This is a genomic window from Escherichia sp. KTE159, assembly GCF_000408805.1.
GTDB lineage: Bacteria > Pseudomonadota > Gammaproteobacteria > Enterobacterales > Enterobacteriaceae > Escherichia > Escherichia marmotae.
Genome location: NZ_KE137292.1, coordinates 899,939 through 918,184, shown reverse-complemented (window position 1 = coordinate 918,184; position 18,246 = coordinate 899,939). Strand labels below are relative to the sequence as shown.

20 protein-coding genes are annotated in these 18,246 nt (G+C 48.4%); 8 read left to right on the top strand and 12 right to left on the bottom strand.

Features of this window, described 5'->3' with window-relative positions:
• Positions 1-36: 36 nt before the first annotated feature.
• On the bottom strand, positions 37-1,089 hold the full coding sequence (locus A31E_RS17190; RefSeq protein WP_001144620.1) for an oxygen-dependent tRNA uridine(34) hydroxylase TrhO: 1,053 nt from the start codon (positions 1,087-1,089) through the stop codon (positions 37-39).
• 223 nt (positions 1,090-1,312) lie between these two features.
• Between A31E_RS17190 and lpxL the strand changes: the two genes are divergently transcribed.
• The 3 genes from lpxL (at position 1,313) to A31E_RS17205 (ending at position 4,094) form a co-directional block, all read left to right on the top strand.
• Positions 1,313-2,233 (top strand): kdo(2)-lipid IV(A) lauroyltransferase, encoded by a 921-nt coding sequence (lpxL, locus tag A31E_RS17195; protein WP_001516170.1) that lies wholly within the window; start codon positions 1,313-1,315, stop codon positions 2,231-2,233.
• A 177-nt stretch (positions 2,234-2,410) separates the two neighbouring features.
• On the top strand, positions 2,411-3,637 hold the full coding sequence (mdtG, locus tag A31E_RS17200; protein WP_016248582.1) for a multidrug efflux MFS transporter MdtG: 1,227 nt from the start codon (positions 2,411-2,413) through the stop codon (positions 3,635-3,637).
• Between the two features lie 82 nt (positions 3,638-3,719).
• Positions 3,720-4,094, top strand: a complete 375-nt coding sequence (locus A31E_RS17205) for a MysB family protein (protein ID WP_001516169.1) — start codon at positions 3,720-3,722, stop codon at positions 4,092-4,094.
• Here A31E_RS17205 and A31E_RS17210 read toward each other — a convergent pair whose 3' ends face one another.
• The 3 genes from A31E_RS17210 to mdoG form a co-directional block, all read right to left on the bottom strand.
• On the bottom strand, positions 4,095-4,322 hold the full coding sequence (locus A31E_RS17210; RefSeq protein ID WP_001211026.1) for a YceK/YidQ family lipoprotein: 228 nt from the start codon (positions 4,320-4,322) through the stop codon (positions 4,095-4,097).
• Positions 4,323-4,459: 137 nt separating this feature from the next.
• Positions 4,460-7,003: a glucans biosynthesis glucosyltransferase MdoH gene (gene mdoH / locus A31E_RS17215; RefSeq protein ID WP_010377224.1), complete on the bottom strand. Its 2,544-nt coding sequence runs from the start codon at positions 7,001-7,003 to the stop codon at positions 4,460-4,462.
• Complete coding sequence (gene mdoG / locus A31E_RS17220) at positions 6,996-8,531, bottom strand: glucans biosynthesis protein MdoG (protein WP_010377222.1); 1,536 nt, start codon at positions 8,529-8,531, stop codon at positions 6,996-6,998. Before mdoG ends, mdoH begins: the two co-directional genes overlap by 8 nt.
• A 393-nt stretch (positions 8,532-8,924) precedes the next feature.
• On the opposite strand from mdoG, the gene mdoC reads away from it, so the two are divergent.
• Positions 8,925-10,082, top strand: coding sequence for a glucans biosynthesis protein MdoC (gene mdoC, locus A31E_RS17225; RefSeq protein WP_001516166.1), 1,158 nt, complete (start codon positions 8,925-8,927; stop codon positions 10,080-10,082).
• A gap of 7 nt (positions 10,083-10,089) precedes the next feature.
• Here the strand turns inward: mdoC and clsC are convergent, their stop codons facing one another.
• The 6 genes from clsC to csgB all read right to left on the bottom strand — a co-directional run bounded on the left by clsC (position 10,090) and on the right by csgB (position 13,922).
• Positions 10,090-11,571, bottom strand: coding sequence for a cardiolipin synthase ClsC (clsC, locus tag A31E_RS17230; protein ID WP_001516165.1), 1,482 nt, complete (start codon positions 11,569-11,571; stop codon positions 10,090-10,092).
• Positions 11,513-12,046 (bottom strand): O-acetyl-ADP-ribose deacetylase, encoded by a 534-nt coding sequence (gene ymdB, locus A31E_RS17235; protein WP_000842235.1) that lies wholly within the window; start codon positions 12,044-12,046, stop codon positions 11,513-11,515. Before ymdB ends, clsC begins: the two co-directional genes overlap by 59 nt.
• A 94-nt stretch (positions 12,047-12,140) precedes the next feature.
• Positions 12,141-12,452 (bottom strand): type 1 fimbrial protein, encoded by a 312-nt coding sequence (locus tag A31E_RS17240; RefSeq protein ID WP_000489594.1) that lies wholly within the window; start codon positions 12,450-12,452, stop codon positions 12,141-12,143.
• A 121-nt stretch (positions 12,453-12,573) separates the two neighbouring features.
• Positions 12,574-12,906, bottom strand: coding sequence for a curli assembly chaperone CsgC (gene csgC, locus A31E_RS17245; protein WP_000992824.1), 333 nt, complete (start codon positions 12,904-12,906; stop codon positions 12,574-12,576).
• A gap of 58 nt (positions 12,907-12,964) precedes the next feature.
• Positions 12,965-13,426 carry a curli major subunit CsgA gene (gene csgA, locus A31E_RS17250; protein WP_000771420.1) on the bottom strand — a complete coding sequence of 154 codons (462 nt, stop codon included), beginning with the start codon at positions 13,424-13,426 and terminating at the stop codon, positions 12,965-12,967.
• A gap of 40 nt (positions 13,427-13,466) precedes the next feature.
• On the bottom strand, positions 13,467-13,922 hold the full coding sequence (gene csgB, locus A31E_RS17255; protein ID WP_001516164.1) for a curli minor subunit CsgB: 456 nt from the start codon (positions 13,920-13,922) through the stop codon (positions 13,467-13,469).
• A 756-nt stretch (positions 13,923-14,678) separates the two neighbouring features.
• Between csgB and csgD the strand changes: the two genes are divergently transcribed.
• The 4 genes from csgD to csgG are packed head-to-tail and all read left to right on the top strand — an operon-like array spanning position 14,679 to position 17,025.
• Positions 14,679-15,329 (top strand): biofilm master transcriptional regulator CsgD, encoded by a 651-nt coding sequence (gene csgD, locus A31E_RS17260; protein WP_000481523.1) that lies wholly within the window; start codon positions 14,679-14,681, stop codon positions 15,327-15,329.
• Positions 15,330-15,333: 4 nt separating this feature from the next.
• Positions 15,334-15,723 (top strand): curli production assembly/transport protein CsgE, encoded by a 390-nt coding sequence (gene csgE / locus A31E_RS17265; RefSeq protein ID WP_000833232.1) that lies wholly within the window; start codon positions 15,334-15,336, stop codon positions 15,721-15,723.
• Positions 15,724-15,748: 25 nt separating this feature from the next.
• Positions 15,749-16,165, top strand: a complete 417-nt coding sequence (csgF, locus tag A31E_RS17270; protein ID WP_001264092.1) for a curli production assembly/transport protein CsgF — start codon at positions 15,749-15,751, stop codon at positions 16,163-16,165.
• A 26-nt stretch (positions 16,166-16,191) separates the two neighbouring features.
• On the top strand, positions 16,192-17,025 hold the full coding sequence (gene csgG, locus A31E_RS17275; protein WP_001189334.1) for a curli production assembly/transport protein CsgG: 834 nt from the start codon (positions 16,192-16,194) through the stop codon (positions 17,023-17,025).
• A 50-nt stretch (positions 17,026-17,075) separates the two neighbouring features.
• On the opposite strand, the gene A31E_RS17280 is transcribed toward csgG, so the two are convergent.
• On the bottom strand, positions 17,076-17,567 hold the full coding sequence (locus A31E_RS17280; protein ID WP_010377210.1) for a DUF1097 domain-containing protein: 492 nt from the start codon (positions 17,565-17,567) through the stop codon (positions 17,076-17,078).
• Between the two features lie 101 nt (positions 17,568-17,668).
• The gene (ycdY, locus tag A31E_RS17285) at positions 17,669-18,223 is read right to left on the bottom strand and encodes a molecular chaperone YcdY (protein WP_001516162.1); all 555 of its coding nucleotides are present in this window, start codon (positions 18,221-18,223) and stop codon (positions 17,669-17,671) included.
• Positions 18,224-18,246 lie beyond the last annotated feature (23 nt).

Here is an 18,246-nt window from a genome sequence, read left to right as displayed (position 1 = left end):
AGATGTTGCCGGATGACACGCATCCGGCACGAATGTTTATTCTGTTGGATCAGGAATAACCAGTGTCGTGTTCAGGCGTCCACGTGATTTATTAAAGATCTTATTGCCATTTTCCCGCCCGGCACGGAGACGTCGCTGTTCTTCTGGCGGTAACGCGCTTTCTTCACAGCAAATCTCACTACAACAGCCTTTGAATTTCTCGGCGCACGCCGGACACTGAATGAACAGCAGGTGGCAACCATCATTTTTGCAGTTGGTATGGCTGTCGCACGGTGTGCCACATTGATGACAATGCGCGATAATTTCATCAGAGATGCGCTCCCCCATCCGCTCATCAAAAACGAAATTTTTACCAATAAAGCGGACCGGCAGACCTTGTTCCCGCGCTTTGCGGGCGTATTCAATAATGCCGCCTTCGATATGCCAGACTTTATTGAATCCGCTATGTTTCATCCAGGCACTGGCCTTTTCGCAACGAATACCACCGGTGCAGTACATCACGATTTTTTTATCTTTATGCGCCTGCATCATCTCAACCGCTTTCGGCAGTTGCTCACGGAAGGTATCAGCCGGAATTTCGAGCGCGTTTTCAAAATGCCCCACTTCGTATTCATAGTGGTTGCGCATGTCGATAAACAGCGTATCTGGATCGTCAAGCATGGCGTTCACTTCCGCCGCTTGTAGATATTCCCCGACGTTACTGGCGTCAAATTGAGGATCGTCAATACCATCGGCAACAATTCGTTCGCGGACTTTCATGCGCAGCACCCAGAAGGATTTCCCGTCATCATCCAGCGCAATATTCAGACGTAATCCGTTTAAAGCAGGGTCAAACGCATAAAGCTGTGCGCGAAATGTCTCTACGTTGCTCGCCGGTACGCTGATTTGTGCGTTGATCCCTTCACGTGCCAGATAGACCCGCCCAAAGACATTCAACGCAGTAAATAGCTGATATAAAGCATCGCGGGTCGCCCTGGGATCGGCAATTTGGAAATATTTATAGAACGACATGGTGGTGCGTGGTTCGCTCTCGGCCAGCATTTTGGCTTTCAGCGCGTCATTAGAAATGCGGTTGTGTAACACTGGCATGGTGTACGGTTCCTGCGGGTGGGTAAGTAAAAATCCGCGGCATCATATAGCAATTATCGATAATTAACATCCACACATTTTACGCTACATTTGCACATTAAAAATTAATAATGGTTTACATGCGCGGCAATTTCACCCAATCCCCGGTCACAAATTTTGGTTGCGGACGAAAAAATGCGACAATACATACAATTGCCCGTATAGGTTGAAAGACAGGATTGATATGACGAATCTACCCAAGTTCTCCACCGCACTGCTTCATCCGCGTTATTGGTTAACCTGGTTGGGTATTGGCGTACTTTGGTTGGTCGTTCAGTTACCCTACCCAATTATCTACCGCCTCGGCATCGCGGCGGGACGACTGGCGTTACGTTTTATGAAACGACGCGCCAAAATTGTGCACCGCAACCTGGAACTGTGCTTCCCGGAGATGAGTGAACAGGAACGCCGTGAAATGGTGGTGAAGAATTTCGAATCCGTTGGCATGGGGCTGATGGAGACTGGCATGGCATGGTTCTGGCCGGACCGTCGGGTTGCCCGTTGGACAGAAGTGATCGGCATGGAACATATCCGTGACGTGCAGGCACAAAAGCGCGGCATCCTGTTAGTTGGCATCCATTTTCTGACTCTGGAACTGGGCGCAAGGCAATTTGGTATGCAGGAACCGGGTATCGGTGTCTATCGCCCGAACGATAATCCATTGATCGACTGGCTGCAAACCTGGGGGCGTCTGCGTTCGAATAAATCGATGCTCGATCGCAAAGATTTAAAAGGAATGATTAAAGCACTGAAGAAAGGCGAAGTGGTCTGGTATGCACCAGATCACGATTACGGTCCACGCTCAAGCGTTTTTGTGCCGCTGTTTGCCGTTGAACAGGCGGCGACCACCAGCGGCACCTGGATGCTGGCCAGAATGTCTGGTGCGTGTCTGGTGCCGTTTGTTCCGCGTCGTAAGCCAGATGGCAAAGGGTATCAATTGATCATGCTGCCGCCAGAGTGTTCACCTCCGCTGGATAACGCTGAAACCACCGCTGCGTGGATGAATAAAGTGGTAGAAAAATGCATCATGATGGCGCCGGAACAGTACATGTGGCTGCATCGTCGCTTTAAAACGCGCCCGCAAGGCGTACCTTCTCGCTATTAATACATATTCACAGGCCGGATAAGATGCCTGCATCACATCCGGCCTGTCAGCATCAAATCCCCTGATTTAGCGATAAAAGCTCTCTGCGTTGCACCACCTATAAGTCAGGCGCATAATTAGTGTGCTTATTTTTTCTTCTTATGTTCACCGCGCCTGGCGCACCAACAGCGGATTGCTATGTCACCCTCTGATAATGACACCTCCATAAACTGGAAACGAAACCTGATCGTTGCCTGGCTAGGTTGTTTTCTCACCGGCGCCGCCTTCAGTCTGGTGATGCCGTTCTTACCCCTCTACGTTGAGCAACTTGGCGTCACCGGTCACAGTGAGCTGAATATGTGGTCCGGAATTGTCTTCAGTATTACCTTTTTATTTTCTGCTATCGCCTCCCCGTTTTGGGGCGGGCTTGCCGATCGCAAAGGCCGAAAAATTATGCTATTGCGCTCGGCTCTCGGGATGGGCATCGTGATGGTGTTGATGGGGTTGGCGCAAAATATCTGGCAGTTCCTGATCCTGCGGGCGCTACTGGGGCTGCTCGGTGGATTTGTTCCCAACGCCAACGCCTTAATCGCCACCCAGGTCCCACGCAACAAAAGCGGCTGGGCGCTGGGGACACTCTCTACCGGTGGGGTTAGTGGCGCGTTGCTCGGCCCAATGGCTGGCGGTCTGCTCGCGGATAGCTACGGCTTACGTCCGGTGTTCTTTATCACCGCTAGCGTGCTGCTACTCTGTTTTTTTGTCACCCTACTTTGTATCAAAGAAAAATTCCAACCGGTCAGCAAAAAAGAGATGCTGCACATGCGGGAAGTCGTAACGTCACTTAAAAACCCAAAACTGGTACTCAGCCTGTTTGTCACGACGTTAATTATCCAGATTGCCACCGGTTCAATCGCCCCAATCCTGACGCTGTATGTCCGCGAACTGGCCGGCAACGTCAGTAATATCGCGTTTATCAGCGGGATGATCGCCTCAGTCCCCGGCGTGGCAGCTCTACTTAGCGCACCACGACTCGGCAAACTTGGCGATCGAATCGGACCAGAAAAGATTCTGATAACTGCGCTGATCTTTTCTGTACTGCTGTTGATCCCAATGTCTTATGTCCAGACGCCATTGCAACTGGGGATTTTACGGTTTTTACTCGGTGCTGCAGATGGTGCTTTGCTCCCCGCCGTACAGACGCTGCTGGTTTACAATTCGACCAACCAAATCGCCGGTCGCATTTTCAGTTATAACCAGTCGTTTCGTGATATTGGCAACGTTACGGGGCCATTGATGGGGGCCGCTATCTCAGCAAACTATGGCTTCCGGGCAGTATTTCTGGTTACTGCCGGAGTCGTTCTGTTTAACGCTGTCTATTCCTGGAACAGCCTGCGTCGCCGTCGATTCCCCCAGGTATCGAACTGATTTTTCGCCTTTCATACTTGCAAAAGCGGAGAATCAGCTATTCTTTCCCTGAATACCTCATCAAATCAAAGGGAGAATCGTGATGACTATGTACGCAACGCTTGAAGAAGCCATTGATGCCGCACGCGAAGAATTTCTTGCTGACAATCCCGGCATCGACGCCGAAGAAGCGAATGTGCAACAGTTCAATGTCCAAAAATACATTCTGCAAGATGGCGACATTATGTGGCAGGTTGAGTTTTACGCCGATGAAGGCGAAGAAGGTGAATGCCTGCCAATGTTCAGTGGAGAAGCCGCACAGAGCATATTTGATGGCGATTATGATGAGATTGAAATCCGCCAGGAATGGCAGGAAGAAAATACTCTGCATGAATGGGACGAAGGCGAATTCCAGCTTGAGCCTCCGCTGGATACCGAAGAAGGGCGCACAGCAGCCGATGAGTGGGATGAACGTTAATTACTCATATGCTCCGTGGTGAATGTCGATCGGCAGCAGTAAGGTATCAAAGACTAAAGAGAATGGAAGATCAAGGATCGTGACATAGCGCCATGCGGAGTCACGCACATCCCATTGCACACCTGGATAATATTGATTGCCATGCCCCTGCCCCGGTATGGTGCGGCTGATGATGCTGCCACAACCACTCAGCAAAGCAACCATGATGCCTACCAAAATGAAACGCATTCGTACCCTCTTCTGTAAAAAAATACCGGCATTACGCCGGTATTTTTATTGGCTCGTTGTTTTTGCCGGATGTGGCGTGAACGCCTTATCCGATCTACGAAACCTTGCAAATTCAATATATTGCAGGTAACTACGCTTTATTGCGAAGCCACATCCGGTTTACGTAATGCCAGTGGATTCAGCTTTATCCCTTCGTAGTAACTCACCCATGAAGAATATTTCTCCGGGGAATTCCACACACGGAAATGCAGGCGTGCCATGGTCACCGGATCGCTCAACAGCACCAGGCGGCGATCGCGATTCAGCTTCTCTGGCGTCTCGTTCAGCGCCTGTTCAACGTGGCGATCGCGGGCGATTTCCAGCACCTTACTGGCGCGGTGACGCGCGGTGGCCATTGCCATTGCCAGGGCATTAAACGACGGATTAAACACCGCGTGCATAAAGCCATCGTCGAGAGAACGTTGACGGTTCATCTCAAGGAAACGATCGGTATCGACCAGTACCTGCGGCGGTGAATACTCTTCCGGGATCAGGAACAGTTTCCAGCGTTTCGTGCGCAAACCAACGGTTGTACGGCTGGAGATCACCGAAACAAACGGTGACAGGATCAACGAGAAAACAATCGGTGCCAGCCAGAACAGAAAACGCAGATCCAGCCACGCCATACCGACCGCCCACACTAACCCCAGCAATAACTGAGAGCCGTGGCGTTTAAACGCTTCGCCCCAGGAAGTGGAGTCATCATCACGCTGCGGTGAATTCCACACCACTTCCCAACCGAGGAAGGCGCTGACCACGAATACCGTATGAAACAGCATGCGTACCGGTGCCAACAACACGGAGAACAGCACTTCTAACAACAACGATAACGTCACGCGCCAGAAGCCGCCATACTCTTTCGTCCCTTTGCACCAGATGAGCAAAATACTCAACAACTTCGGCAGGAACAGCAGCACCATGGTCGAGGCAAACAGCGCAATAGCCAGTTCAGGACGCCACTGTGGCCACACCGGGAACAACTGCCGTGGTTGCAGAAAGTATTGCGGCTCGGTCAGCGCGTGCACTACCTGCAATGCGGTAGAAAGCGCGAGGAACATAAACCACAGCGGTGCGGAAAGATAAGACATCACACCTGTCAGGAACACCGCGCGGTGTACCGGGTGCATCCCTTTCACCAGGAACAGACGGAAGTTCATCAGGTTACCGTGGCACCAGCGGCGGTCACGTTTTAGCTCATCAAGCAGATTAGGCGGCAGCTCTTCATAAGAGCCAGGAAGATCGTAAGCAATCCATACCCCCCAGCCTGCACGGCGCATCAGTGCGGCTTCCACAAAGTCATGCGAAAGAATTGAACCAGCAAATGATCCTTCACCAGGCAGCGGTGCCAGCGCACAATGCTCGATAAACGGTTTCACGCGGATTATCGCGTTATGCCCCCAGTAGTGCGACTCACCGAGTTGCCAGAAGTGCAAACCGGCAGTGAACAATGGCCCATAGACACGGGTAGCAAACTGCTGGCAGCGCGCATACAGCGTATCCATACCGGACGCTTTCGGTGAAGACTGGATAATCCCGGCATTCGGATTGGCTTCCATCAGGCGCACCAGACCACACAAGCAATCACCGGTCATCACTGAGTCGGCATCCAGCACCACCATGTAGCTGTACTGACTGCCCCAACGACGGCAGAAGTCATCGATATTACCGCTCTTACGCTTCACGCGACGACGGCGACGGCGATAGAAAATCTGACCTTCGCCACCGACTTCAGCGATCAGCTCCATCCACGCTTTTTGTTCTGCCACACAGATGTCTGGGTTGTAGCTGTCACTCAGAATATAGACATCAAAATGTTGAGCATTGCCGGTGGCTTTTACCGATTCCCACGTTGCGCGCAAGCCTGCAAAGACGCGGTTCACATCCTCATTACAAATAGGCATGATCAATGCCGTGCGATGCTCCGGATTTAACGGCTCATCACCAACGGTTGACGCAGATATACTGTATTTATCGCGACCAATAAGTAACTGCAGGAAGCCCATCAGCGCCGTCCAGAACCCGGCAGACACCCAACAGAAAAGAACAGCGAAGAGGATCAGAATGCCGGTTTGCAGCATATAAGGCAGGAGCTGCATGAAGGAAACCCACAGATCCTGACCAACCATATCAACCGGATTAATCAACGCCCATCCCTGATACGGCAGAATCGTCTTCATGTACCAGGTGGCGACAACAGTTTGCGCCAACGTCAGGATAAGCAGGATGTAACGACGGATTGTCCCGACGGTACGCCACTTTTGCTCACTTTCCTGCTCTTCTTTGGTCAACCGGGCCAGATAGCGCGGCGTCACATCGCGCCCACGCAGACGATCCCAGAATCGCCCTACCGGATTAGTTCGCCACGGATCGGGAAACATAGAGGAGCGTTTTGCTTTCGGCATTGCCTGAAGCTGGTCGCGTCCTTCGTCGTCTTTAATTAACTGTCCATCAGCAAGCGAATCAGGCCAGGCTTGTTCCAGACGTGCCTTTACCGAGCCTTGTGGGGAGTCATCCTCCCGCGCATAGATCCGGTGTTCAGCATCCAGCGCCTGATGAACAGCGCGGATATCGGTCTTCGGCAATGCCGCTTTCTCGCTTGCAGAGATGGGCATTGCGTCAATGTACTCGGTTGTCTTATTCATTGGCAGGTAACTGGTAGCTCCAGGTTTCACTCAACGTCTGATCGGCATTCACCAGCGCAGCACGCATTTCAGTGGTTTTCTTGGCATCTTTCACTTTCACACGCATCACCAGACGCCAGCCTTTAGTAACCGGGTTATAACGCACCGTGCTTTCGACAATCTCACCATTATCGCCAATGCTGGTTTGCGCGGTGACCGGCGTATCCTCTGGCAGTTTTTTCATTTCTGCGCCGGTGAAATCGACCACAAAGGCAATAGTGCCATCAGGCTGGCGAATCAGGTTCGACTGCTTTACATCGCCCGTTGAACGGCGCGTCTGCTGCACCCAGGCGTTATCAGGCGCGTGAAGTTTGTCTTCGTCACGACTGAAGGTGATGGTGTATTTAAAGTTCATCTCTTTGCCCGGCTCCGGCAACTGATCCGGTGTCCAGTAAGCGACGATGTTATCGTTGGTTTCATCGTTGGTTGGAATTTCTACCAGCTCAACGCTGCCTTTACCCCACTCCCCTTTCGGCGTTACCCAGGCGCTAGGACGCAAATCATAACGATCGTCGAGATCTTCAAAACGGGAGAAATCGCGGCCGCGTTGCAGTAGACCGAAACCTTGAGGGTTCTCCATCGAGAAACTGCTGATCGCCAGATGTTTCGGGTTGTTCAGCGGACGCCAGATCCACTCACCGTTACCAGCATGGATAGAAAGGCCGTTAGAATCGTGCAATTCCGGACGATAGTTATTCGCCGGAGATGGCTGATTCGGCCCGAACAGGAACATACTGGTTAACGGTGCAACGCCCAGTTTGCCGACTTTATCGCGCAGGTAAATTTTCGATTGCACATCAACAACCGTGTCACGTCCCGGCATAACAACGAACTTGTAAGCGCCTGTCGCACGCGGCGAATCAAGCAGCGCATAAATCGTTAAACGTTTGTCAGTCGGTTTTGGACGCTCGATCCAGAATTCTTTAAATCGCGGAAATTCTTCACCGGATGGCAAAGCGGTATCAATTGCCAGGCCACGGGCAGAAAGACCGTAAACCTGACCTGCGCCAATCACGCGAAAATAGCTGGCCCCGAGCATGCTGACGATTTCATCGTTTTTATCTTTGCTGTTGATCGGGTAAAGCACTTTAAAACCGGCGAAGCCAAGGTCTTTTACCGTGTCTTTGTCATGCTGAACATCACCGAAAGTGAAATAATCCGGACTGTATTTGATTCTTTTTACTGCCGTTGCGGTGACTTCGTTGATTTTGACCGGCGTGTCGAAGTACATACCTTGATGGTAGAACTCGAGCTTGAATGGGGTCTTCAGATTGTTCCAGTAGGCTTTGTCATGATTAAACTGGATCTGCTGATAGTCCGCGTATTTCATGTCGCGGAAAACGGAGGGCAAGTTACTTTTAGGTGCCTCATAGCCTTTCCCGGCTAAGGATTGAGCTTGCTTTGCGACATCGTCAATGCTGAAGGCCCAGCCTGGCGATGTATACAGAGTTAACATTACTGCAGCGCTCAACCAACGCATTTTCATCATTTGTAGTTTATGTTTCATAATAAGTAAGCACTTCCCCCTTTGTGTGCTTATATCGATCCGATCTATTTTAATGGATAACCAGCCATTCCGACAACAGAATCCCGGTATTATTCGGCGTACCGGCTCATGGATTAAGCACCTGATTGCAACCGTTTTCACTTTCCGTGCTTCTCCTAAAGACAGAAGGAGCGAGTTCGTGTAGGGTTTGCCAGCAAATTTATTTATCAACCGTCTTACAGGCGCTTCCATTTTGGTTCGTGGTAGCGGTTATGCCGCATAAAAACACACTTGAAATCTGCGCCACATGTGGTCAGGTCGGTGTCGCTACGGCAAAAGCCTAAAGGCATTACCCGGTCGGGATAAGACGAAAAATCCGAGATTAGTTAACCATATATGAATCCAGTACCCGCGCAGCGTGAATATTTCCTCGACTCCATCCGCGCATGGTTGATGTTGTTAGGGATCCCTTTTCATATTTCTTTAATTTATTCAAGCCACACCTGGCATGTGAATAGCGCAGAACCATCATGGTGGCTGACGCTTTTTAACGATTTTATCCACGCCTTCCGTATGCAGGTATTTTTCGTTATTTCCGGGTATTTTTCCTACATGCTGTTTTTGCGCTACCCATTGAAAAAATGGTGGAAAGTGCGCGTTGAGCGCGTAGGTATCCCGATGTTAACGGCAATTCCCCTGCTCACCTTGCCGCAATTCATTATGCTGCAATATGTCAAAGGCAAAGCGGAAAGCTGGCCTGGGCTATCATTGTATGACAAATATAATACTCTGGCCTGGGAATTAGTCTCGCATCTGTGGTTTTTACTGGTGCTGGTCGTTATGACGACACTGTGCGTGTGGATATTTAAGCGCATCAGAAATAATTTAGAAAATTCAGATAAGGCGAATAAATCTTTCTCGATGGTTAAGCTATCGATATTATTTTTCTGTCTGGGTGTTGGCTATGCAGCAATAAGAAGAACACTATTTATCATTTATCCGCCCATTTTAAGCGATGGCATGTTCAATTTTATTTTCATGCAGACGCTGTTTTATATGCCGTTCTTTATTCTCGGTGCACTGGCTTTCATTTTTCCTAACCTTAAAGCTTTGTTTACCACCCCATCTCGCGGCTGTACCCTCGCGGCAGCACTGGCATTTATGGCTTATTTGCTCAATCAACGTTACGGCAGTGGCGATGCTTGGATGTATGAAACTGAGTCGGTGATCACGATGGTGCTCGGACTGTGGATGGTTAATGTGGTCTTCTCCTTCGGCCACCGCCTGCTTAATTTTCAGTCGGCACGGGTAACTTATTTTGTCAACGCGTCGCTGTTTATCTACCTGGTTCACCACCCGTTAACGCTCTTTTTCGGCGCATACATCACCCCGCATATCACCTCAAATTGGCTTGGTTTTCTCTGCGGTCTGATATTTGTGATAGGGATTGCGATAATTCTGTACGAAATTCATTTACGCATTCCGTTGCTGAAGTTTTTATTCTCTGGCAAACCGAACGTGAAGCGTGAGAATGATAAAGCGCCAGCCCGTTAAGCCACGTTTATAATAACCATTCTACGGGCAATATTGACGCCAGTCTGACCATAACCCGCTTCCAGAAACTGGTTGCGGGTTCTTTTTTGAGGATAATATCTTCCTTCCCATGACGATCGACCCAGTTGATCCTTCCCCAACGATCCAAACGGAGCTGCCAGGCCGCATCATACTGACTCTGCATAAAGCGTTTATCGATTAATTGCGCCAGCGTTTCACTCTCTATCACCAGGCCCATTTCAGTATTGAGCAGCGTTGAACGCGGATCGAAATTGAATGAGCCAATAAACACTATTTTGCCATCGACACTAAACGTTTTGGCATGCAGACTTGCGCCAGAATTCCCGGTTATACCGCGATCGTGCAGCGTTCCGCTCTGTTCCCGCGTCGGCTTCAGTTCATATAATTCAACGCCATAGCGGAGCAATTTTTTGCGCCAGCGGGCATACCCGGCATGAACGACAGCGACATCGTTAGCGGCAAGTGAATTGGTTAAGATAGCTATCTTGACCCCTTTTCTCACCATTCGTAAAAGCTGCGCCACTCCCGCGCGCGTTGGCACAAAATAGGAAGAGATAATATCAATACGTTCGCTGGGTGAGCCCATGATATCGAACAGACGTTGCGGCAGCAGTGAATGGCGTTTTGCCTTGCCCTCCCCTTTCGCGGGATCATCACTTAATAAACGCGTTCTTGCCCAGATTAGCGGCAATGTCCCGTCAACCAGTTGATTTATAAAAGGACTTAACTCCATTTGGCGCAAATAGCGATGTGTCCCGCTGTCGTTGTACCAGGACGCAGGTAGCTCAATGCGGTCAGCCATTTCGCCATCGGGAACATCCAGCACCTGCTGCAACGGTGAAACCGATTTGCAATACCAGTAGCGGGCGAAATCATCGGCAACGTCCTCAACTACTGGCCCGATTGCCATGACATCTAAATCAGAAAAAAGCGGCTCTTCCCCCGCACCAAAATAAGCGTCGCCAATGTTTCGCCCGCCCACCAGCGTTACCACACCATCAACGGTAAAACTTTTATTATGCATACGGCGATTGAGGCGGGAAAAATCGGTGATATAGCCAAGCGGGCGCAACAAACGAAACGAGAAAGGATTGAAAAGCCGGACTTCAATACGCGGGTGACTATCGAGCAATCGTAAAATGTCATCAAGCCCGGGGGTATTGTTGTCATCGAGCAACAACCGGACGCGAACGCCACGCTTCGCTGCGGCTAACAGGGCGGAAAACAGCAACCGCCCCGACATATCGTCCTGCCAAATGTAGTACTGAACATCCAGCGTATGTTCCGCCATTTCCGCCAGATAATATCTTGCGGCAAACGCATCCAGGCTTTTATCAAGAGGGAAAATGCCGCATTTTCCAGGATGTTGCGAGCACAACGGCAGCACCGCGCTCGCCAGCCGAGGCAAATCATTCATCTCCTTGTTGGGTAAGGAGTCTTTCGTAGAGGTGGGCGTTTTCTGCATCATAACAGACAAAGTATACTTGCTCAGGTAAAGCGTGACGGGTAATAAATTCCGAAACGGTTTTTACAGCTATTTCAGCCGCAGCAGCACGCGGGTAACCATATACACCAGTGCTAATGGCAGGAAAAGCCACTGACGAATAACCGTTCGCAGCCACCAGTCGCAGACTATTGAGATAGGCATCCTGCAATAACTGGTCTTCATTTTGTTCGCCCCCGCGCCAGACTGGCCCAACGGTATGCACAACTGCTTTGGCAGGAAGATCGCCTGCAAGAGTAATGACTGCATGTCCCGTAGGGCAATCGCCCTGTTGCTGACGAACTTTTAAACAAGCATCCAGCAAGGCCGGACCAGCAGCGCGATGAATAGCGCCATCAACACCGCCGCCCCCCATTAATGATGGATTTGCCGCATTAACAATAACATCAACGGCCAGTTTGGTAATATCACCCTGCACAACATGAATACGCGATTTCATAACGCCTCCTTACACCATCTTGTTCCTTAAGTGTACAGCAGGGCTTTTAGGGAAATCGCATTTTTGTTGTCAGCAACGTGAGTTGCTCAGAAACTTAGTTATATTCGATGTTCATCACAGCCAGCTTTTTCTGCTCATCAAGGTACTGCACTTTTACTGAGGCAATTTGCGGATTTTTGACGTTACCGCTCATCAACTCTTTGCTGGAATAGGTTTTGTCCGGAACCGAACCATTCTGCATACAGGTCATTTCTGGTGGTGCCTGAAGAGTACTGACATCACATGTCGGTTCTACAATTTGACCACGAAAATAGATCACGCCACCTTGTGCATTACTGCCTGCGATGGCAATAAAAGGGTAAACCAGACTGCCGAGCATAAGAGAGTTTAAAAATGGTCTGAACATTTATTCTATTTCCTCAATGATTAATCATCCTTGAGGGTTGCTGTTATCCATACTGTCAGGTTGGCCGATTCGCATCAGACCATTCTCTCCCGATTCATTTTATGCTCAATATATCAACGCATTAAGACTTTCCTGAAGATGGCGGCCATTGTTGTGATAAATGCAGTGACTGTCCATCAGAAACAGTAACAACTATTTTCACTCGATCGTCCGGGGAAATATTTAAGCTCAATTTTGTCAAAGCAATGGGTTGATTAGCGGGCACTGAGAGGGTCTTTTCTTGCTTCGTCTGGCTTTGCCCAGAACTGCCTTCGCGCAGAGACAATATTTGTACCCGACACAGGCAAGATTGTGTCAGGGTGACTTCAGGGATAATGGTGTACATGTCGCCTTGCTGGGTCGTATTAAAGGTTATCTGGCTGGAAAGCGCCGCGAGAAGTAATAACGCGTTCATACTATTCTCCCGAAAAAAAACAGGGCTTACGCCCTGTTTCTGTCATACAAATTCTGTATTAGTACTGATGAGCGGTCGCGTTGTTACCAAAGCCAACCTGAGTTACGTTGACGCTGGAGTTAGATGCAGTCTGGTCAACAGCAGCACCGTTACCACCACCGAACTGTTTAACGGTCATAGTAGAATCTTTACCATTCCACTGATCGAGAGTAGCGCTGTTACCGAAACCACGCTGAGTCAGATCGATTGAGCTGTCATCAGAACCTTGTCCAACATCAGCGCCGTTACCGCCGCCATGCTGGGTAATAGTCAGATCGGAGTTGCGGGCATCAGCCTGCAATGCAACAGCAGAGTTACCGCCGCCGTACTGGTAAATATTCAGCTCTGAATTCGGGCCGCTGTTATTGCCGCCACCACCGTGGTTGCCGCCGCCACCGCCGCCGTACTGAGGAATAGCACCTGCCAGAGCACTACCAGAGAATACGATTGCTGCAATTGCTGCTACTTTTAAAAGTTTCATGTAAAACCCCCATCGGATTGATTTAAAAGTCGTATGGAAATTAACGTTGTGTCACGCGAATAGCCATTTGCGACTGTCTCTGCACTACAATTGCCGTTTTTTGAGTACCATACTGAGTAATATTTGCTTTATTACCAGAACCTTTCTGGATAATCATTGCAGTATTACCATATGCGCCTTGCGATATACTGGCATCGTTGGCATTGCCCGTCTGGTCAATATACGCAAGGTTATAATCTCCTTTCTGGTCAATCCTGGCTCGGTTACTATTACCTTCTTGCGAAATAACCGACAAAAGTTTAGAGCCTCCCTGCCGTAACTGCGCGCTATTATTAGCGCCAGTTTGACCAATTATGGCTGCCTGATTAAATGAAGACTTACTCAATTCATTTACCGCAAAGTTATATTCTGAATTAGCCAAATCATAACCTGCCGCGGCTGCAATCCCAGGCGCACCCAGTACTGTTAACATCATAAATAACAATCTGTTTTTCATGTTGTCACCCTGGACCTGGTCGTACATTAAAGAAATTTAAATCACTTCAACTTGGTTGTTAACGCAAACCGCTTTTTGTTAACGCTGCGTTACGATGGAAAGTATGTCTGTAGAAATATTTTTAATAACTCACCCACGCGTTGTATTTTTCTTTTTTTGTTCATACCAAAGTATTAAAACTCGCGTAAATACGCTGTTATTTACGTAAAAATATTTTGTTTACTTTTAAATTGCTATTTTTTGACCGCAAAAATTCAACGGACGGCCTCTCTGCACAAGTCGAGAAGATTACGTCGATATGTCTGTTCAACAAGCCGTGACAAACATCGTCTTTTTGCAGCAAAAATTTGTCCAGGGAGAACCTCCGAAAAATTAAGAAATTTCCACGCAACAAAAGGACTATGTGGGAATAAATTTTATATGCATAATTATGGACTTAGCGTTATTTGTATGATTTTTTAAAATTGTGCAATAAAAGCTATATGTACAACTTTTCTATCATTTCTAAACTTAATCACCCCGCAGTGTTAACATTTTTAAATGACAGATTACATTTTGTTACACGTTTAACACTTGCTTTAAGATTTGTAATAGCTAGATTGAAATCAGATGTAATCCATTAGTTTTATATTTTACCCATTTAGGGTTGATTTATTACTACACACAGCAGTGCAACATCTGTCAGTACTTCTGGTGCCTCTATTTTTAGAGGTAGCTGTCAGGTGCGCGATTAATAAAAAAAAGCGGGGTTTCATCATGTTTAATGAAGTCCATAGTGTTCATGGTCATACTTTACTGTTGATCACTAAACCTTCCTTGCAGGCGACAGCGTTATTGCAGCATTTAAAACAATCGCTGGCAATCACAGGAAAACTGCATAATATTCAACGTTCTCTGGACGATATATCTTCTGGCTGCATTATTCTGTTGGATATGATGGAAGCAGATAAAAAGCTCATTCATTACTGGCAGGATACATTAAGCAGAAAACACAACAACATTAAAACAATGTTGTTAAATACCCCAGATGATTATCCGTACCGCGACATTGAAAACTGGCCACATATCAATGGTGTTTTTTACGCCATGGAGGATCAAGAACGCGTAGTCAATGGGTTGCAAGGCGTCTTACGTGGTGAATGCTACTTTACGCAAAAGCTTGCCAGTTACCTGATTACACATTCCGGTAACTATCGTTATAACAGCACGGAATCTGCCCTCCTTACTCATAGGGAAAAAGAGATCCTTAATAAGCTGCGTATCGGCGCCTCCAATAACGAGATTGCTCGTTCGCTGTTCATCAGCGAAAATACGGTTAAAACGCATCTTTATAATCTTTTCAAGAAGATAGCTGTAAAAAACCGAACACAAGCGGTCTCATGGGCAAACGATAACCTCAGGCGATAAAGCCATGAAACGTTATTTATGCTGGATTGTAGCAGCAGAACTTCTCTTCGCTGCGGGCAATGTTCACGCCGTTGAGGTAGAAGTACCGGGATTGTTAACTGACCATACTGTTTCATCTATTGGGCACGATTTTTACCGTGCCTTTAGTGATAAATGGGAAAGTGACTACACCGGTAATTTAACGATTAATGAAAGACCCAGTGCACGATGGGGAAGCTGGATCACAATAACGGTGAATCAGGACGTTATTTTCCAGACATTTTTATTCCCGTTGAAAAGAGACTTCGAGAAAACTGTCGTCTTTGCACTGATACAAACTGAAGAAGCACTAAATCGTCGCCAGATAAATCAAGCGTTATTGGGTACGGGCGATTTGGCGCATGATGAATTCTAAATAAAAAATTTGTCAGGAGGCTGCAATGCGTGTCAAACATGCAGTAGTTCTACTCATGCTTATTTCTCCATTAAGTTGGGCTGGAACTATGACCTTTCAGTTCCGCAACCCAAACTTTGGTGGCAACCCGAATAACGGCGCTTTTTTATTAAATAGCGCCCAGGCACAGAACTCATATAAAGATCCCAGCTATAACGATGACTTTGGCATTGAAACACCATCAGCGCTGGATAACTTCACCCAGGCTATTCAGTCACAAATTTTAGGTGGCCTGCTGTCGAATATTAACACTGGCAAACCGGGCCGAATGGTGACTAACGAATATATTATCGATATTGCCAACCGCGATGGTCAATTGCAGTTGAACGTGACAGATCGTAAAACCGGACAAACTTCGACTATTGAAGTGTCGGGTTTACAAAATAACTCAACCGATTTTTAAGCCCCAGCTTCATAAGGAAATTAATCATGCAGCGCTTATTTGTTTTGGTTGCCGTCATGTTGCTGAGCGGATGCTTAACCGCCCCACCAAAAGAAGCCGCCAAGCCAACATTAATGCCTCGAGCCCAGAGCTATAAAGATTTGACCCATTTACCTGCACCAACGGGTAAGATCTTTGTTTCGGTATACAACATTCAGGACGAAACCGGGCAATTTAAAGCCTACCCGGCGAGTAACTTCTCCACTGCTGTTCCGCAAAGCGCCACCGCGATGCTGGTCACGGCATTGAAAGATTCTCGCTGGTTTATACCGCTGGAGCGTCAGGGCCTACAAAACCTGCTCAACGAACGCAAGATTATTCGTGCAGCACAGGAAAACGGTACTGTAGCGGTAAACAACCGAATCCCGCTTCAATCGCTGACCGCAGCCAATATCATGGTTGAAGGCTCAATTATTGGTTATGAAAGCAACGTCAAATCGGGCGGTGTTGGGGCGAGATACTTTGGTATTGGTGCAGACACGCAATACCAACTTGATCAAATCGCCGTGAACCTGCGCGTCGTCAATGTGAGTACCGGTGAGATCCTTTCTTCGGTGAACACCAGTAAGACAATCCTTTCCTATGAAGTCCAGGCGGGTGTCTTCCGCTTTATTGACTACCAACGGTTACTGGAAGGGGAAGTGGGTTATACCTCTAACGAGCCGGTTATGCTGTGCCTGATGTCAGCCATCGAAACAGGCGTTATCTTCCTGATTAACGACGGTATCGACCGTGGCCTGTGGGATTTGCAGAATAAAGCAGAACGGCAGAATGACATTCTGGTGAAATACCGCCACTTATCAGTACCGCCGGAATCCTGATACATAAAAAAGCTGGCTCTTTACTATTCAATCTAAAGCGTGAGTGCTCCTCACGCTTTATTTTTGACTTGTTGCTCTCGCTGAGCGGACTTAGCACCGCGCGCTGCCAGCCAAAGACCACTGTTTTTCATCGCGTAGCCAAACACCAACCCAAGCGCCAGAGAGGGTAAAACCAGCTTCCAGTTCCCCTGCCCGGCAAACGTCGCACATGCGCCGATAAATGTACCAGGGACAAACGACAACAACAGATGTTTAGCCTGAATACACATCAGAAAAGCCACAATCCCCGTTATGACATAACCGAGAATTTCCAGATGTGGTGCCAGCGCACTACCGTGAATAATAACCATCGCCCACACCATGCCACTCAGCAACGTTGCAGCGGAGATTGCCAGTCCTTTCAAACCACCCTGTGGACAGGCAAAGTAGGCCGTGCAGCCCAGGAAACCCGCCCAGCTAAGTAAGCCAAGAGAAACAGCCACCCATCCCCAGATACCGGAGAGAATGCCTGTTGTGATTGCAATAGAGAGAAGTATGTTCATGCCGCGCATAATAGCAGAAAACGCGAAATTGAATGAGATCGAGCACACATTTTATGCAACGGCAAATTATAGATTGCAGTTATAAGTGACGTGAGTCACATTTATTCTTCTGACTGTTCCTCAAGTTCATCCCACATTGCGCTAATGGCATCGCGGGTCAGCGGTGCCATGGTACGCCAGAACGGCGTGGTCGCATGGGCCTCAACTTTACCGAGAAATGCGCCGCACCAGGGCAACAGATACTCGCTGAACAGTGTTTCCAGCGCTTCGCTTTCATCTTCTGTTGACTGATCTTCCAACCAGGAAGCTGCCAGCAATAAAGTACCGATATGATCCGCTGGCGTATCCGCTAACGGCATCCCGCGTTCGGAAAGAAAAGCACGCACTTCTGCTTCAGTGGCACCCTCAACCCAGGCGCTGCGATAAGGCGAAACTGCGCATTCATCTCCGACAAATAGTGCATTGTAATCGGCAGATACTTGCGCCATATCACAGCTTTTCTGCAAGCGCGCCAGTAATTCATCCTGTTCCAGCGGCCAGTTCGCCGCCAGTTTTCCTTCACGAATCAAGGTAAACAGCGGAACCAGTAAAGGGTCCTGCGGTTGGCGGTAATAGAGCGAACCCAGTACACGACACAGGATAGAAAACTCGTTCATTAATTTATTTCCGTTAATAACAA

Coding starts and splice junctions, on each gene's coding strand:
- A31E_RS17240 (WP_000489594.1), bottom strand. CDS start 12,452: ATGTTCAGACCATTTTTAAACTCTCTTATGCTCGGCAGTCTGGTTTAC.
- csgB (WP_001516164.1), bottom strand. CDS start 13,922: ATGAAAAACAGATTGTTATTTATGATGTTAACAGTACTGGGTGCGCCT.
- csgG (WP_001189334.1), top strand. CDS start 16,192: ATGCAGCGCTTATTTGTTTTGGTTGCCGTCATGTTGCTGAGCGGATGC.
- ycdY (WP_001516162.1), bottom strand. CDS start 18,223: ATGAACGAGTTTTCTATCCTGTGTCGTGTACTGGGTTCGCTCTATTAC.
- csgA (WP_000771420.1), bottom strand. CDS start 13,426: ATGAAACTTTTAAAAGTAGCAGCAATTGCAGCAATCGTATTCTCTGGT.
- A31E_RS17190 (WP_001144620.1), bottom strand. CDS start 1,089: ATGCCAGTGTTACACAACCGCATTTCTAATGACGCGCTGAAAGCCAAA.
- A31E_RS17280 (WP_010377210.1), bottom strand. CDS start 17,567: ATGAACATACTTCTCTCTATTGCAATCACAACAGGCATTCTCTCCGGT.
- mdtG (WP_016248582.1), top strand. CDS start 2,411: ATGTCACCCTCTGATAATGACACCTCCATAAACTGGAAACGAAACCTG.
- csgC (WP_000992824.1), bottom strand. CDS start 12,906: ATGAACGCGTTATTACTTCTCGCGGCGCTTTCCAGCCAGATAACCTTT.
- ymdB (WP_000842235.1), bottom strand. CDS start 12,046: ATGAAATCGCGTATTCATGTTGTGCAGGGTGATATTACCAAACTGGCC.
- csgF (WP_001264092.1), top strand. CDS start 15,749: ATGCGTGTCAAACATGCAGTAGTTCTACTCATGCTTATTTCTCCATTA.
- lpxL (WP_001516170.1), top strand. CDS start 1,313: ATGACGAATCTACCCAAGTTCTCCACCGCACTGCTTCATCCGCGTTAT.
- csgE (WP_000833232.1), top strand. CDS start 15,334: ATGAAACGTTATTTATGCTGGATTGTAGCAGCAGAACTTCTCTTCGCT.
- mdoH (WP_010377224.1), bottom strand. CDS start 7,003: ATGAATAAGACAACCGAGTACATTGACGCAATGCCCATCTCTGCAAGC.
- A31E_RS17205 (WP_001516169.1), top strand. CDS start 3,720: ATGACTATGTACGCAACGCTTGAAGAAGCCATTGATGCCGCACGCGAA.
- mdoC (WP_001516166.1), top strand. CDS start 8,925: ATGAATCCAGTACCCGCGCAGCGTGAATATTTCCTCGACTCCATCCGC.
- csgD (WP_000481523.1), top strand. CDS start 14,679: ATGTTTAATGAAGTCCATAGTGTTCATGGTCATACTTTACTGTTGATC.
- A31E_RS17210 (WP_001211026.1), bottom strand. CDS start 4,322: ATGCGTTTCATTTTGGTAGGCATCATGGTTGCTTTGCTGAGTGGTTGT.
- mdoG (WP_010377222.1), bottom strand. CDS start 8,531: ATGATGAAAATGCGTTGGTTGAGCGCTGCAGTAATGTTAACTCTGTAT.
- clsC (WP_001516165.1), bottom strand. CDS start 11,571: ATGATGCAGAAAACGCCCACCTCTACGAAAGACTCCTTACCCAACAAG.